The sequence below is a fragment of the Mesorhizobium sp. M7A.F.Ca.CA.002.04.1.1 genome (assembly GCF_004022805.1).
GTDB classification, from domain to species: domain Bacteria; phylum Pseudomonadota; class Alphaproteobacteria; order Rhizobiales; family Rhizobiaceae; genus Mesorhizobium; species Mesorhizobium ciceri.
The window spans coordinates 1-14,866 of record NZ_RZPL01000051.1 but is presented as its reverse complement, the minus strand read 5'-3'; the positions used below and the strand labels follow the sequence as shown (position 1 = coordinate 14,866).

General features: G+C 63.2%; 19 protein-coding genes. 4 read left to right on the top strand and 15 right to left on the bottom strand.

Annotated elements, in window-relative coordinates; translation table 11 throughout:
- The 4 genes from ENZ75_RS04810 to ybgC all read right to left on the bottom strand — a co-directional run.
- A partial coding sequence (locus tag ENZ75_RS04810; protein WP_128277928.1) for a TonB family protein occupies nt 1-1,112 on the bottom strand: 1,112 nt, incomplete at its 3' end.
- 7 nt (nt 1,113-1,119) lie between these two features.
- Entirely contained in the window at nt 1,120-1,572 is a 453-nt protein-coding gene (gene tolR, locus ENZ75_RS04805) for a protein TolR (RefSeq protein ID WP_013529146.1), read from the bottom strand.
- Nucleotides 1,573-1,582: 10 nt separating this feature from the next.
- On the bottom strand, nt 1,583-2,293 hold the full coding sequence (tolQ, locus tag ENZ75_RS04800; protein ID WP_013529145.1) for a protein TolQ: 711 nt from the start codon (nt 2,291-2,293) through the stop codon (nt 1,583-1,585).
- Between the two features lie 399 nt (nt 2,294-2,692).
- Nucleotides 2,693-3,163 (bottom strand): tol-pal system-associated acyl-CoA thioesterase, encoded by a 471-nt coding sequence (gene ybgC / locus ENZ75_RS04795; RefSeq protein WP_013529144.1) that lies wholly within the window; start codon nt 3,161-3,163, stop codon nt 2,693-2,695.
- Nucleotides 3,164-3,220: 57 nt separating this feature from the next.
- Here ybgC and ENZ75_RS04790 point away from each other — a divergent pair, with 57 nt between their 5' ends.
- Entirely contained in the window at nt 3,221-4,471 is a 1,251-nt protein-coding gene (locus ENZ75_RS04790; protein WP_063170356.1) for a cellulase family glycosylhydrolase, read from the top strand.
- Between the two features lie 12 nt (nt 4,472-4,483).
- Here the strand turns inward: ENZ75_RS04790 and ENZ75_RS04785 are convergent, their stop codons facing one another.
- The 8 genes from ENZ75_RS04785 to ENZ75_RS04750 form a co-directional block, all read right to left on the bottom strand.
- A complete protein-coding gene (locus tag ENZ75_RS04785; protein ID WP_063169199.1) occupies nt 4,484-5,380 on the bottom strand; it encodes a metallophosphoesterase in 897 nt (298 codons plus the stop codon).
- A gap of 160 nt (nt 5,381-5,540) precedes the next feature.
- Nucleotides 5,541-6,578 (bottom strand): Holliday junction branch migration DNA helicase RuvB, encoded by a 1,038-nt coding sequence (gene ruvB / locus ENZ75_RS04780; protein WP_063170357.1) that lies wholly within the window; start codon nt 6,576-6,578, stop codon nt 5,541-5,543.
- A 43-nt stretch (nt 6,579-6,621) separates the two neighbouring features.
- Nucleotides 6,622-7,242, bottom strand: a complete 621-nt coding sequence (gene ruvA, locus ENZ75_RS04775) for a Holliday junction branch migration protein RuvA (protein WP_013529140.1) — start codon at nt 7,240-7,242, stop codon at nt 6,622-6,624.
- A gap of 15 nt (nt 7,243-7,257) precedes the next feature.
- Nucleotides 7,258-7,671, bottom strand: a complete 414-nt coding sequence (locus ENZ75_RS04770; protein WP_013529139.1) for a type II toxin-antitoxin system VapC family toxin — start codon at nt 7,669-7,671, stop codon at nt 7,258-7,260.
- A 2-nt stretch (nt 7,672-7,673) separates the two neighbouring features.
- Entirely contained in the window at nt 7,674-7,925 is a 252-nt protein-coding gene (locus ENZ75_RS04765; RefSeq protein ID WP_013529138.1) for an AbrB/MazE/SpoVT family DNA-binding domain-containing protein, read from the bottom strand.
- A 61-nt stretch (nt 7,926-7,986) separates the two neighbouring features.
- On the bottom strand, nt 7,987-8,496 hold the full coding sequence (gene ruvC / locus ENZ75_RS04760; RefSeq protein WP_063169200.1) for a crossover junction endodeoxyribonuclease RuvC: 510 nt from the start codon (nt 8,494-8,496) through the stop codon (nt 7,987-7,989).
- A gap of 75 nt (nt 8,497-8,571) precedes the next feature.
- Nucleotides 8,572-9,105 carry a DUF1465 family protein gene (locus tag ENZ75_RS04755; RefSeq protein ID WP_013529136.1) on the bottom strand — a complete coding sequence of 178 codons (534 nt, stop codon included), beginning with the start codon at nt 9,103-9,105 and terminating at the stop codon, nt 8,572-8,574.
- Nucleotides 9,106-9,501: 396 nt separating this feature from the next.
- On the bottom strand, nt 9,502-9,882 hold the full coding sequence (locus tag ENZ75_RS04750; protein ID WP_013529135.1) for a hypothetical protein: 381 nt from the start codon (nt 9,880-9,882) through the stop codon (nt 9,502-9,504).
- Between the two features lie 332 nt (nt 9,883-10,214).
- Between ENZ75_RS04750 and ENZ75_RS04745 the strand changes: the two genes are divergently transcribed.
- Nucleotides 10,215-10,766 carry a hypothetical protein gene (locus ENZ75_RS04745; RefSeq protein WP_063169201.1) on the top strand — a complete coding sequence of 184 codons (552 nt, stop codon included), beginning with the start codon at nt 10,215-10,217 and terminating at the stop codon, nt 10,764-10,766.
- 34 nt (nt 10,767-10,800) lie between these two features.
- On the opposite strand, the gene ENZ75_RS04740 is transcribed toward ENZ75_RS04745, so the two are convergent.
- From ENZ75_RS04740 to ENZ75_RS04730, 3 genes are all read right to left on the bottom strand, one after another.
- Nucleotides 10,801-11,571: a sulfite exporter TauE/SafE family protein gene (locus ENZ75_RS04740; protein ID WP_013529133.1), complete on the bottom strand. Its 771-nt coding sequence runs from the start codon at nt 11,569-11,571 to the stop codon at nt 10,801-10,803.
- A gap of 118 nt (nt 11,572-11,689) precedes the next feature.
- Nucleotides 11,690-12,418: a class I SAM-dependent methyltransferase gene (locus ENZ75_RS04735; RefSeq protein ID WP_024502917.1), complete on the bottom strand. Its 729-nt coding sequence runs from the start codon at nt 12,416-12,418 to the stop codon at nt 11,690-11,692.
- A gap of 65 nt (nt 12,419-12,483) precedes the next feature.
- A complete protein-coding gene (locus ENZ75_RS04730) occupies nt 12,484-12,963 on the bottom strand; it encodes an Lrp/AsnC family transcriptional regulator (RefSeq protein WP_063169202.1) in 480 nt (159 codons plus the stop codon).
- Nucleotides 12,964-13,098: 135 nt separating this feature from the next.
- Here ENZ75_RS04730 and ENZ75_RS04725 point away from each other — a divergent pair, with 135 nt between their 5' ends.
- On the top strand, nt 13,099-14,016 hold the full coding sequence (locus ENZ75_RS04725; protein ID WP_027162529.1) for a DMT family transporter: 918 nt from the start codon (nt 13,099-13,101) through the stop codon (nt 14,014-14,016).
- 134 nt (nt 14,017-14,150) lie between these two features.
- Complete coding sequence (locus tag ENZ75_RS04720) at nt 14,151-14,798, top strand: thiamine phosphate synthase (RefSeq protein ID WP_063169203.1); 648 nt, start codon at nt 14,151-14,153, stop codon at nt 14,796-14,798.
- Nucleotides 14,799-14,866: the final 68 nt, after the last annotated feature.

Sequence of the window (14,866 nt, the reverse complement as noted above, 5' to 3'; positions counted from 1 at the left end):
GCCCAGATGTCCTGCTTGCCGGCGGGAACTTGCAGGCCGGTGACATCGCATTTTTGCACCGCACGAACGGCACTTTCGTCGAACTGGCGATTTCCGCTCGACTTTTCGACCGCCGGGCGCCCGTCCAGCTTACCGGATGCATCCAGGTTGAACCGCACCACGACGAGGAAGTTCTCGGAACCTTCAAGGCCGACAGGAAGGGTCCAGCAGCCGCCGAGCTGGCTTTCCAGGGCACCCATTTCGGACCTGGAGAGCTTCTGACCTTGGTCCTTGTCGCCGCCGAGCGACGCCTGCTGGGTCGAGCGCTTGGCGCCGCCGCCGGATGGTTTCTGCTTGTCGAGGAGCGCGGAGATCTCGTCGGCGTTGAATTGCTTGTCATCGGATTTCGGCTTCGACGACGCTTCCTTGACCGGCTTGTCGGCGTCCTTGCGCTCCGGCGCCTTGGCGCTTTCGGCCTGCGCCGGCTGCGGCTTCGGCCGCGCTTCCGGCGCGGGAGCGGAATCCGGCAGCTGCGTCGCCTCGGCGGGCGGCTCCTGCGCTATGGCTTCAGCGACGGCGTCGGGCTTGACCTCGGGCGTCGGATCGATGGCAGCGGTCTTGTCCTGCGGCGGCGGGGTCGGCGCCGGCTTGGCCGGTGTCGGCTTGGGATCGGCCTGCTTGACCGGCTCGGGCTTGACCTCTTCCTTGGGCGTCGGCGCCGGCGCCACTTCCGTTGCCGGGGTAGGCTTGGGCTTCTCCTGCGGCTTCGGCACGTCCTCAGGCTTCGGCTTTTCGATCGGGGTCGGTGCGGGCGGCGGAGCCGAGGTCATGTCGACGGGCTTGGGCTTGGCTTCCGGCGTTATCGGCTTGTCGGTATCGACACTGTTCTCACCGACCTTCTGCGCATCCGGCACAATGTCCGGGCGCTGCGTCGGCACAGGGGCCGGCTTTTCATGCATCACGGCCTTTTTGTCGCCCTGCAACGTCTGCGCAATGGCTTCCATCGGCACGATATCGACCGCGACCGACTCGACGTCGGACGACGGAAGTGCCGCCGGCGCCGTCAGCGTGAACAGGCCGAAGGTCAGCGCCGCCGTATGCAAGATCACCGATGTGGTGAGGCCGGTCTTCATCGCGCGTCTACTGGTCCTGTTCCTGCAGTGAAACCAGGCCGATGTTCTTGTAGCCGGCGGCCGAAATGCGGGCCATCACCTTCATCGCCGTACCATAGTCGGTGGACTTGTCGCCGCGGATGAAGATGCGCTCCTCATAGCCGGTCTTGGAAATTGCCTGCAGCTTGGCTACCAGTTCCTCGATCGGGATTTCGGTTTCCTGCAGGTAAATCTGGCCGGCGGCGTTGATCGAGACGGTGATCGGCTGCGTGTCGGCATTCATCGCCTTAGCCTGCGTATCCGGCAGGTCGATCGGCACGCCGACCGTCAGCATTGGCGCCGCGACCATGAAGATGATCAGCAGCACCAGCATCACGTCGACCATCGGCGTGACGTTGATCTCGGACATCAGTGCATGGTGACGGCCGCGCCGCCTGTGGCCGCGCCCGCCGCGTCCTGCCATGCCCATGGACATACCCATCTGCTACTCCTCAGGCCTTGGGGGCCACTTTTTCATCGATTTGGCGCGAGAGTATGGCGGAGAACTCGTCGGAGAACCCTTCCATGCGCACGGCTATCTTGCTCGCATCGGACGACAGCTTGTTGTAGGCGATGACGGCGGGAATGGCGGCGAGCAGGCCGATGGCCGTCGCCAGCAGCGCTTCGGCGATGCCCGGCGCAACCACGGCGAGACTGGTATTCTTGGAGCCGGCGATCGCCTGAAACGACGTCATGATGCCGATGACGGTGCCGAACAGGCCGATGAAGGGTGCCGCCGAGCCGGTGGTGGCAAGGAAGCCGAGGCGGCCTTCCAGCTTTTCCATCTCGCGGGTCAGCGCCAGGTCCATCGCCTTGTCGATGCGGGTTTGCAGGCCGAGCGGCGACTTGGCGCCCTTCTCGAAACTCTTCTTCCACTCGCGCATGGCCGCCACGAAAATGGCGCCCATGCCGGTGGTCTTGCGATCGGCGAGCGTGCGGTAAAGCTCCTCCAGCGACTGCCCCGACCAGAACACCTGCTCGAACCGGTTGAGCGCCAGCCGCATGCGGGCATAGGAAACCAGCTTGTCGACGATGATCGCCCAGGTCCAGACCGAGGCGCAGAGCAGGCCGATCATGACCAGCTTGACCACCCAGCTGGCCGAAACGAACAGCGACCAAACCGACAATTGCGCGCCCGGATCGGCGAGTGCGATATTTTCCATCGTTACGTCCTTAAGATTTTCCGGGCGAAGCTGGCGGCTGGCCCCTGGCATCCCTTGTGGTCGGTTCGCACGAAGCTACCGGAACAACCCCAAACTGTGCCGTTGTCGGCCTTTTCAGGGCAAATATTGGTGAAAGGAAGGCGTTCGATAACGCCAATCTTCACCAATCTCTTCATGAACCGTTATGGTTAAGGATGGGTTAGTATATAAGGCGCGGCGCATTGCCACGCCCGCACAGTTGTAACGCCATCATCCAAGCGCGAAGTCAGGATGGGTTGAGATTCAGGTCAGGCCGAGCCGAAAGCGGCGGTTTCCGAGAACCGGAGCGGAGGGTACTTGAAGCACCCGAGCACCGGAAGCGCAGGGAATCACCGTTTGCAGGCCGGCATCACCTGAATATCATCCCATCCGGGGCATGAATGCCGCCACCCATTCCTTGGGAAAGCGCCTTGGGCGGCCATTCTCGCCGATGATCGCCGCCTCGACCTTGGCCTCGACCAGCACCTCGTCGCCGCGCTTGAGCTGTTGCGCCATGAAGATGCGCGCGCCGGAAATCTCCTCGGTGCGGGTGTCGACGGTCAGGATGTCGTCGATGCGGGCCGGGCCGCGAAAGTCGATCTCCATGCGGCGCACCACCCAGACTATTCTTTCGCCATGCTTGCCGTCGGCAAGCTCTGTGTGGTGCACGCCGGTCAGCCTGAGATAGTCGGAGCGGCCGCGTTCGAAGAATTCGAGATAGCGAGCATGATAGACGACGCCGGAGAAATCGGTGTCGGCATAATAGACCCGCGCCATCAGCCGGTGGCCGAACGCCGTCAGCGCACCGGAAAGCCCGGCCAGCAGCGTCGCCGATTCACCATGATCGCCCATTGCGCTTCCTTTTTCAGCCCCGACGAGGCACCTGTTTCCCGCGTGACACAGCATCGGATGGCACTGTTGACGGCGATGATCAAGACTTTGATGGCGGCGCTGTTCGTGTTGGTGGCTTTGGCGCTGCCTGGCCAGACCGCGACATTCTCGATGAAGCGCGGCCTCAATCTCGACCAGTGGGTCACCTGGCCCGGCGAGGACCAGTGGGGCGACGCCAAGGCCATCCTGCCCTATCCGGAGTGGCGGAAATTCCTTGGGGAGGACGACCTCAAGGCGTTGAAGGATGCCGGCTTCGATTTCCTGCGCATGCCGGTCGATCCATCGCCCTTTCTGTCCGACCAGACCGTGGCCTTGCGTGACGATCTCTATGCCAGCGTGCTGGACTCGGTGCGCATAATCAACCGCGCCGGGCTCAAGGTGATCGTCGACATGCACCTGATCCCGGCCGGCGGCAGCCGCAAGATCGGAATGGCTGAAGTGATGGGCGACCCACGGACCTTCGACGCCTATGTCGAGATGGTCCGCAAGATGGCCCGCACGCTGGCCAGCGAAGATCCCGCCCAGGTCGCCTTCGAGCCCATGAACGAACCGATCGTGGACTGCGACAGCGACGGCACGAGCCTGTGGCCGGACCGCCAGCGCAAACTGTTCGCGGCGGCGCGATCCTCGGCTACGAAACTGACCCTGGTGCTGACCGGCGCCTGCTATTCCGCCGCGAGTTCGTTGGAAAAGATCGACCCGAAGACGATTCCGGACGACAACGTCATCTGGACCTTCCATTCCTACGATCCGTTTCTGCTCACCCATCAGGGCGCAACCTGGGCCGGAGACTTCATCCCCTATGTGACTGGCCTGCCCTATCCGCTGAGTGCGGTGCCCAAGGCACAGCTCGACGTGACGCTCGACACCATCCGCGCCAGGATCAAGGCCGAGGCGCCATGGACGCGGCAAAGCGGCCTGCTTGCCTATCTTGACGAACAGGTCGCCAGCATGGACACCCCCGACAGACTGCTCGGCTTGATGGATGCGCCGTTCGAAAAGGTCGAGGCGTGGGCGAGGGCCAACGGCGTCAAGCCTGGAAACATCACGCTGGGCGAGTTCGGCATGATCCGCCAGGAATACGGCAATTCCTATGTGATGCCCGCTGGGTATCGGGCCGCCTATGTCAGGGACATGATCGCGCGTGCCGAAGCACATGGCTTCTCATGGTCGGTGTGGAGCTATGGCGGCGCCTTCGGCATCGTCGATGCCTTCAACGGCGACAAGGCCGAGCCGGATGTGATGGACGCGATCAAATCGCTTCACTGAGGCGATTTGGATTTAGCCAAGGTCGATCGACAGGATTTCCGGCCGCATCCCGAAACGCACCGGCAATATGCTGAAACCGAGCCCGCCGGAGACGATCAGATTGCGATCGTTCTCGACGACGTGGCCATAGGCGTAGCGGTTGCCGAAACGCGATGGCACGACCGGCGAATAGCCGAACAGCCGAATTTGTCCGCCATGGGTGTGGCCGGACAGGGTCAGCGAGACGCGCCACGGCACCTTCGGAAAAATATCCGGCTCGTGCGCAAGCAGGATGATGGGCGATGCGTCGCTGACCTTGGCCAACGTGCCGTCGAGATCGTCCAGCCCGGTAAAGCCGGGGCGGTCCCTGGTCGGCAGCAGAGCGAGCTGGTCGGCGAGCCCGGCAATCCACACACCATGCCCATCCTTTTCCAGGCGCACGACATCGTTCTCCAGCACCGGAATGCCGACTTTCTCCAGGGCCTTGCCCGCTACGGTCGGGCCGGCCCCGGCGCGCTGCGCGAAGCCATCTGCCCACCAGTCATGGTTGCCGAGAATCGAGAGCACGCCGAGCGGTGCCTTGAGGTCCGAGAGGGCGGAGGCCCATTGCGACGGCGTCACCGGGCCGGTCACCAACGGCATGCCGGCGATATAATCGCCGAGCAGGACGATCACGTCCGGCTGCAGGGCATTCGCGTCTTCGACAAGTGAGGCGATCCGCTCCGGCGTCATCCATGGCCGGCAGGCATGGATATCGGCAAGCGCGACGATGCGCAGCTTCAGGCCATCAGGCCAATGCGGCGGCGTTAGCGCATAGCGTTTCACATGCGTCAGCAGCATCGGCTCTATGCCGGCCGCATAGGCGCTGAGCGCGGCAACCGACAGAATCGACCCGCCGATGAAGCGCAGGAACCCGCGTCTGGTGATCATTGCGTGGCTCCGGCAAACCATCGGAGCGAGATTGCCCCGGGATGGCACCGCCACCAGAGCCGACGAATGCGCCGGCAAACCGGCGAAGCCGAGGATATTTTGCGCAGGCCGCTCACAGATCCTTTGTCGGCCCGGAACCTGCGCCTGATCGGCCTGAGCGCTATTCTTCCTGGAACAGGTTGATCTGCTGTTGCGCCAGATCCTTCGGCGCGTCGAGGCCGAGATGCCGCCAGGCATTGGCCGTCAGCATGCGGCCGCGCGGCGTGCGCTGGATGAAACCCTGCTGGATCAGATAAGGCTCGATGATGTCCTCGATGGCATCGCGCGGTTCGGACAGGCCTGCGGCGATCGTCTCGATGCCGACCGGCCCGCCGCCGAAATTGCGCGCGATCATGCTGAGGTACCGGCGGTCGAGCGAGTCGAGGCCGAGCGCATCGACTTCCAGCCGGGTCAACGCTTCGTCGGCGATCTTGCGGTCGACATGGCCATCGCCGGCCACCGAGGCGAAATCGCGCACACGGCGCAACAACCGGCCGGCGATGCGTGGCGTGCCCCGCGCGCGCCGCGCGATCTCCAGCGCGCCGTCGTTGCCGAGCGGCATTTGCAGGATACGCGCGCCACGCCGCACGATCTGCTCCAGCTCCTCGACCGTGTAGAAATTGAGCCGTACCGGAATGCCGAAACGGTCGCGCAGCGGATTGGTCAGCAGGCCAAGCCGCGTGGTGGCGGCGACGAGCGTGAAGCGGGCGAGGTCGATCTTGACCGAGCGCGCCGCCGGGCCTTCCCCGATGATCAGGTCGAGCTGAAAATCCTCCATCGCCGGATAAAGGATCTCCTCCACCGCCGGGCTCAGCCGATGGATCTCGTCGATGAACAGCACGTCGCCTTCCTCGAGATTGGTCAGCAGCGCGGCAAGATCGCCGGCCTTGGCGATGACCGGGCCGGAGGTCGAGCGGAAATTGACGCCGAGCTCGCGCGCCATGATCTGCGCCAGCGTCGTCTTGCCGAGACCAGGCGGCCCGACGAACAGCACGTGGTCGAGCGCCTCGCTGCGGCTCTTGGCAGCCTCGATGAACACTTTGAGATTGGCCCGCGCCGCCGCCTGGCCGACGAAATCGTCGAGCGTCTGCGGCCGCAAGGTCTGCTCGGCATCCTCGCCGCGTTTTTCCGGGGCAATCAAGCGGGGCGACAGGCTCATGCCGCCTTCCTTGCACACGGCAAGGGGCTGAACAAGCGGCGGCTCACCGCGCAAGTTCCTTCAGCCCGAAGCGAATCAGCTTCGGCGCATCGGCATCCTCGCCCGCCGTCTTCAGCGCCGCCGCCACCGCATTGGCGGCCGTGTCGCGCGAATAGCCGAGATTGACCAGCGCCGAGACCGCGTCGGTGATCGGCGCGGATGCCACGCCGTCGCCGAGCTCCTGTTTCAGGCCGATGGTGCCCGAAGCGGTTCCGGCATAGGCCGGCGCCTTGTTCTTCAGTTCGGTGACGATGCGCTCGGCCACCTTCTTGCCGACGCCGGGTGCGCGAGAAACCATGGCGATGTCGCGCAGCGCGATCGCATTGGCGAGGTCGGCCGGCGCCAGCGTCGACAGGATGGCCAGCGCCACCTTGGCGCCGACGCCGGGAACATTGTTCATCAGCAGCCGGAACCACTCGCGTTCCAGCACTGACTGGAAGCCGTAGAGCCGCAGCATGTCCTCGCGGACATAGGTCTCGATGAACAGCACCACCGCTTCGCCGGGCGAAGGCAGCGCCGCCAGCGTGCGCGCTGAACAATAGGCGACGTAGCCGACGCCATGGATATCGACGAGGCAATGATCCTCGTCGACCTCGTCCAGCGTGCCCTTGAGCTTGCCGATCATTGGACGCAATCCCCGTTAGGGATGAGTATCGGGCGTGATGAGCTCGACATCTGGAAAGTACTTTCTGAAACCTGCGGGATCGCGAGTAAGAATGGGATAGCCTCGGATGGCAGCGTGAGCCCCAATCAAGAAGTCGGGCATCACCTTCTCTCGAGGTCCGCCCAACCGCCGATAGACCGAGAACGCTCTCGACGCAGCAAAGGCCGCCTCGAACGGGAGACTTTCGCGCCGGAACTCGTCTTCAGGCAAGGCATCATCGACATCGTCTATCGCCTCATAGCGCATCGAAAACTCGGCGTAGATAATCTGATTGATGACCAGGCTGCCTTGCTCGAGGGCAGACACCATTTTGGACCACGACCACTTTGACCAGACGGGATCGCGAACGGCGATATCGACAAGCACGTTGGTGTCGACAAGCGTCGCCAAGATTAGCGATCCCGGGTCAAAGCCATGACGGCATCGGCATTCATTGTCTGATCGCCGCTGCCCTCAAGCCGATCGAGCGCAGCAAGAAAACGATCGAGTCTTTCGCGGTCGGCCAACCGCCCCTTGTCATGCTTCGGCGTGATCGTGATCTTGCCGCCCTCGATGCCGAAGATGACTTCGCTGTTGGCGCCAATCCCAAATGTCTCCCGCAGATCCCGTGGGATTGTCACTTGACCTTTGCTCGTCACACGCATGAAACACCCCTTTCTTACAAGTAAGGATTATTCCAACCCGGTGAACAAGTCAAGAACATCTCTATCCAGCGAGTGCCATCCGGTAGGCCACGCTTTGCCGGTGATGCGCGTGGCAGATGGCGATGGCGAGCGCGTCGGCGGCATGCTCGGTATCGAAAATGGCTTTCGGCAACAGCACCTTCACCATCATGTGGATCTGCTTCTTGTCGCCATGGCCGACGCCGATCACCGCTTTCTTGACTGCGTTAGGCGCATATTCGGCAACGACGAGGCCGGCACGCGCCGGCACCAGCATGGCGATGCCGCGTGCCTGACCGAGCTTCAGCGTTGCCACCGCGTCCTTGTTGACGAAGGTCTGTTCGACCGCCGCTTCGTGCGGCATGGCGGCATGCAGGACTTCGGCAAGCCTGTCATGCAGCTGGCACAGCCGCGTTGCCAGCGCGGCCTTATCGTCTGATTTCACAGTGCCGGAAGCAATGAAGCGCAGCGAATTGCCGAGGCTTTCGACGATGCCCCAGCCGGTGCGCCGAAGCCCGGGATCGATACCGATGATGCGAATCGCTTCCGCCATTTGCCGAGTTTACCTCCGGCGGACAGCGATGCCAGCGAAATGTGAACAAACCGGAAACAGAAGGCGGACCGCGGTCTAACCCCGAGCGAAAGCCGTGTTGAGCAGGCTGATCTGGTCGGAAACCGGGTTGGGGCGGCGAGCCATCGGTTGCATGTCGACCATGGCGCCGGAGCCATAGATCTCGTCGTCCATGCGGCGCACCAACGCTTGCAGGCGCAGCGAGCGGGTGACGAGGTCGAGGAAATCCTCGGGCAGTTCGGCCCAACCGGCGGCTTCGTCATGGGCGGAAGCGGTGTCGAGGCGCACCTTGGACTTTTCCGATGCCACCTGGTCACGGGTCATCTCGCCGGAATTGGCGGCGCGCTGCAAAAGCAGCCAGGAGGCAACCTGCATCAGCCTGGTGGTCAGCCGCATCGATTCGGCCGCGTAGAGCGTGGCGGCCAGCCGCGACAGCTTCTTCGCCTCGGCCCGGCCCTTGCCGTCGAGATATTCGGCGGCCTGTTCGACCAGACCCATGCCTTCCTGGTAAAGCGGCTTGAAGGATTGCGAGAAAACCCGGCGTTCCGCCAGCTTGACGGTTTTCGCACTGCCCTTCGAAGGCTCGTTCATTGATACGCCCCTGCACTTGCAACCGGCCGATTCGGCTCCCTGCCGATACACCCGGAACCCTATCTGACTGAAGCTTGAAAATGCGCTTCGTCACCGGTGAAGGCAAGCACATGTTTAACAGAAGGTTAACGGCACCCCTGTCGGGCGGCCCCGCTGGGGTGCGGACAAAAAAGAGAAATCGAGACAAAAAAAGAGCCGCGGATAAGGCGGCTCTCAGGAGTTTAACAGGGAGGCGTCAAACAAAGTGGCTCCAACCACTCGGTAAGAATCCAGATCACTGGATGGACATAGTAAACACCTGTAAAGCTTAATGAAGCCTTAACGGTGCGGATGTTTTTTGACCGAACGCCGCCATACTGTGCCGTAACAGCACAGCATCTCCTGCGTCAGGCTCGGTCAAGCGGTCTTCCAGACCGCCGGCAAGGCGATGAAGGCGAACAGCAGCATGGCTGCGTAGAAGCCCATCGAGGAGGCCGCCACCAGCGGTTCGATCGCGGCATTGCCGGCAAGCAGGAAATAGAGGCCGATCAGCAGGCCGATGCCGCTGACCGCCGTCAGCCAGAAATGAACTGTGGCGAGCGTCTTCTGCCCGATTGCCGGAAACAAATGGTAGAAGAAGGCGAAGACCGCCGACATCAGCCATCCGGCCACCATCGTGTGGGCGTGGGTCGGCATCTGGCCGTGATCCTGGCTGATCGCCATGTACAGGCCGAGCGCCATGCCGCACAGCGAATAGATGATGGCCAGCGTGAAGAAATTCCGTGCTATCCCTTGCATAATGGTCCCCCGAATTGCCTTTTCCCGCTTGCGGGAATGGGTTGATCGTCAGGCGATTGTTGTCGCCACCGGGCTCCCGGCATTGGCGCACTAATATCGGCAGCGTATCCAGACGATGTCGCGCCAACCCCCTCCCGACGATTCGTACATTAGCAGAAAATCAGATAATGCGTTCACAATCTGCGACCTCGCGCGTTGGCCGTAAGCTGAAACAGAGCCGGATTTTTCGCGACATCGTTCCGAAACAGGCGCCACGCTAAACGCCCGCTCCTCTGACGGCCGGCGCAAATCGGCGCCGCCGCAAACCTGACCGGACACTGCAGGAGCAACCCATGGACTGGTACTCGATCGTCAAATTCCTCCACGTCACTACCGCCATTCTGTGGGTCGACGGCGGCTTCGTACTGTTCCTGCTGGGCATGCTTGCCGAGCGCGCGGGCAACATCGAGGAAAAGCTGCAGGCAATGCGCGCCAGCGGTCAGCTGGGCGGCAGGTTCTTTGCGCCGATGTCGATGCTGACGCTGATCTTCGGCCTCATCATGTGCTGGTTCTGGGTCGGCTTCTCCGATTTGTGGGTACTCATCGGCCTGGCGGGATACGCCACGACCTTTTCGATCGGCATGTTCATCTTCAAGCCGACCGGGGAGCGCATGGGCGCAATGATCGCCAAAGAGGGCGTCACGCCAGAGGTTCTTGCCATCGGCCAGCGCATGATGAGCGCGGCACGTTTCGACTATGCGGTGATGCTGGTGATCATTGCGGACATGGTGCTCAAACCGACCGTGCATGACATCGGCATCCTTGCCGGCATGGTGCTGGTCGTTATGGTCGGCGCGACACTGGCTTTTGGCGGCAACCGTCGTCTGGTGCCAAGCGCCGCCTGACCCCTAATGACGGGGCGGCTGCGCGGCGGCCTTTCTACATCAGGCCGACAATGCCATCCCACAGCAGCTTCAGCGCCACGACCGCGACGGTTGCGTAGGTAAAGGGATAGAAGGTTTCCGGCCGCATGCGGCGCACCAGCCACGCTCCGGCGATGGTCGACAGCGGCGCCAGCGGCATCAGCACCGCCGATGCCGTCAGATTGGCGGTGTCGAACTGGCCGAGCGCGAAATAGGGCACCAGCTTCAGCGCGTTGGTGGCGGCAAAGAAGATCGCTGCGGTGCCCGACAGAACTTTCGGATCGAGACGGATCGGCAAGGCATAGACCTGGAAGGGCGGACCGCCGACATGGGCAACGAAGCTGGTGAAGCCGGCGACCGTGCCCCACACGGCGGCGGCCACGCGGTTGGGCGCGGCCGCGTGATCGGCGCCGTGGCGGAACTGCAGATAGAGCCAGCGCAGGACGAAGATGATGGCGACGGCGCCAACGATCAGCCGCACCGCCTCTTCGGTCACCAGTGCCGCCGTAAGCCAGCCAAGGCCGATGCCGATGACGGCGCCCGGCATCATGTCGACCAGCATCTTGCGGTCGTAAACGCCCCACCACGTCCACACCGAGACGATGTCCATCAGGCACAGGATCGGCAGCAGGATGGCCGCCGCCTGCACCGGCGGCATGGTCAGCGCCATCAGCGGCACGCCGACGAAACCGACGGCACCGCCAAAGCCGCCCTTCGACAGGCCGACCAGAATGACCGCCGGAATGGCGGCCGCATAGAACCACGGATCGAGAAGCAGGCCTGACATGGGAGGGGACTGGTCCGGAGGGAAAGCGTGTCGACGCTTGAATAGCCCAGAATGTCGGGCGGAGCGACAGCAAATATGAGCGTGGCGGCTGCACATGCGGGCCGACGCAGGCCTGTGCCTACCGACGCGCCGAGACCAGCAGGAACATCGGCCGCTCGAGCTCTTCCGCCAGTTCGGGTTTGGCCGCGATCTGCTCTGATGTCGGACGGAACTCCTCGACATGCGCGATGGTGAAGCCGGCCTGCAGGAGAGCGTTGAGCGTGGTGCCGATCGTGCGGTGATGTTTCACGACGCCCTTGGCCAGCCAGTCCGTGCTGCGCGGTCCTTCCACCAGATACTGGTCGACAGGCCACGTCTTTCGGCCTTCGCTATCGATCACCCAGCCGGGTTTGGTCGGCGCCATGAAGATCGGATGTTCCGTCGAAAAGACGAAATGCCCGCCAGGCGCCAGGGCCCGATGCACGGTCCCGAACAGACGCGACACATCCTCGACATAGTGCAAGGCGAGCGAACTGTAGACGAGATCGAAGCTGGCTTCCGGCAGGCTGAGCCGATCGAGATCGGCCGTCTCATAGCTTATCCCTGCATCCGGGCCGGCGGCCCTTGCTCGGGCAAGCATCTTCTCCGACAGGTCCAGGCCAAGCACCTGCGCCGCCCCATGCTCGCGTGCCCAGCGGCAGAACCAGCCGAAGCCGCAGCCGAGATCGACGACCCTCAAGCCGCCGACATCGGGCAGCATCGCGCGCATTGCCGGCCACTCGGCGGCACCCTCCAGCCCTTCGACCGAACGGCCGAGTTGGCTGTAGCCTGCGAAGAAATCCTCACGGTCGTATATGTTCTGCGCCATGACAGTCTCGGTCTCATTTGGTCGGCACACTAACCAAGCGGCCACCGGCTTTCCACCCGGCTCGATCAGGAGGCATGCAAGACCTTTGCCCTATCCCGAGAAGCAGCCGCGTCGAGCGGTGGCGGCCGCCGCCGGATCGGCTGCGCCTTGATGATGGCGGTGCTTGTCTCCGCCTTGTCGGCGATACGGTCGAGAATCCCGTCGAGATCGCCGATCGAGCGTACGAACAGCCGGGCGACGAAGCAGTCATCGCCCGTTACCTTGTCGCATTCGCCGAATTCGGGGATGTCCTCGATCAGCTTCTGAACGATGTGCAGCTTGCCCGGCAGAGGCCGGATGCGCACGATCGCCTGCAAGGTATAGCCGAGCGCGAGCGGATCGATCTCGACGGTGAACGCCCGGATGACGCCGCGCTCCTCGAGTCGTCGCAGCCGCTCCGAAACGCTTGGCGACGACAGCCCGACCTGGGCGGCCAGCTCCTTCAGCGAGGTCCGCGCATCCTTGATCAGGATTTCAAGGAGATTTCGGTCGAGATCGTCCAGCATCTTTTTCCTTTTCCCGACAGCTTGGAGCTTTCTCCTAATATAATTAGGCCAATAGGCCATACACCCTTTCCAATCTGATGGAAAGCTTCGCGACCGCATGAGATTATGGCGGCTCAACCGATAAGGAGGTTTGTTGTGAACGAGACAGTACGCGGCACGGTCGAAATGTCCGCCGCAATGGCCATCCTGGGAACGATCGGATGGTTCGTCGTCCTGTCCGGCCAGCCGATCATGGATGTGGTGTTTTGGCGTTGCGCTTTCGGCGCGCTGACGCTGCTCATCATCTGCGCCGGGCTGGGGTTGCTGCGCAACAGGCTGTCGCTGCGCATCATCGGCATCGCCGCGCTCGGCGGCGTCGCCATCGTCGTCAACTGGCTTTTGCTGTTCAGCGCTTTCTCGCGCGCGTCGATCTCGATCGCCACCGCCGTCTACAACACGCAGCCCTTCATGCTGGTCGGCTTCGGCGCGCTCTTCTTCGCCGAGCGGCTGAGCCTGACCAAGCTGACCTGGCTGACCATCGCCTTCGCCGGCATGGTGCTGATCGTGCAGTCGGCTCCCGATGCCGGCCCCAATGCCGGCATGGCCGGCACGGATTATTTCACCGGCATCGTCATGGCATTGGGCGCGGCCTTCTTCTGGGCCGTCGCCGCCATCGTCACCAAGAAGCTCAAGGGCACGCCACCGCATCTGATTGCGCTGATACAGGTCTGCGTCGGCGTCGTCATGCTGGCGCCGTTCGCCAATCTATCCCGGCTTCCAGCCGATGCCTGGAGCTGGACCATGCTGGCGACGCTCGGCATCGTCCACACCGGCCTGATGTACATACTGATGTACGGCGCCATCCAGAAGCTGCCGACGCATCTGCAGGGATCGCTGTCGTTCATCTATCCCGTCGTCGCCATCCTGGTCGACGTCGTCGCCTTCGGCCATCGGCTGCATCTGAGCCAGGTCGTCGGCGCCACCGCCATCCTGATCGCCGCCGCCGGCATGAATCTCGGCTGGACGCTGTGGAAGGGCAAACCGCCCGTCGCGAGCCCGCACCCGATCAAGTGAAGCGGCCCGCCGGCTGCCCGGCGGATCAAACATCGCGATCCCGACTGCCCGCCTGTTCAAGGCGGGCACTTTGCTCTATGCCGCAATCCAACCATCTTCGCCCGGCATAGGCGAAACGCGGGACCCGAAGAACCATGAATGAAGCAACGCCCCCCAATCGCTGTCGCATCGTGCTGATCGCGCCGCCCGGCGTGCCGGCGGCCCGTATTGTCACGGCATTCGATGGTGGCGATGTCGCTTCGCTGATCCTGCCCGAGAACGGCATGGATGAAGCCTCGTTCCAGGCTTTCGCCGAACGGATCGTGCCGGCAGCGCAAGCCGCCGGCGTTGCTGTCATCATCGCCGGCGACACCCGCATAGCCGGCCGCGTCCAGGCCGACGGCATCCATGTCGAAGTCTCCAAGGCCGAACTCGCCGAGACAATCGAGCATTCCCAGGCAAAGATGATGGTCGGCACCGGAGGCGCCAAGACGCGTGACGACGCGCTCGAGCTTGGCGAGACGCGGCCAGACTACATTTTCTTCGGCCGCTTCGGCTACGACAACAAGCCCGAACCGCACCCGCGCAACCTGTCGCTCGGCGCATGGTGGGCGGACATGATCCAGATCCCTTGCATCGTCATGGCCGGATCCGACATCGCCTCGGTCGAAGCCGTGGGCGCCACCGGCGCTGAATTCGTGGCGCTGTCGAGCGCCGTGTTCGCCGACGGCACCGACCCCAGGACAGCGGTCGCCACCGCCAACGCGCTGCTCGACGAGACTGCGCCGCGTTTCGAGGACTGAAATGTCATCGGCGACGCTTCCCCTCCAGGCTCTGCTTGCGGTGCTGATGGTCCAGGCGGCGGCCGCGG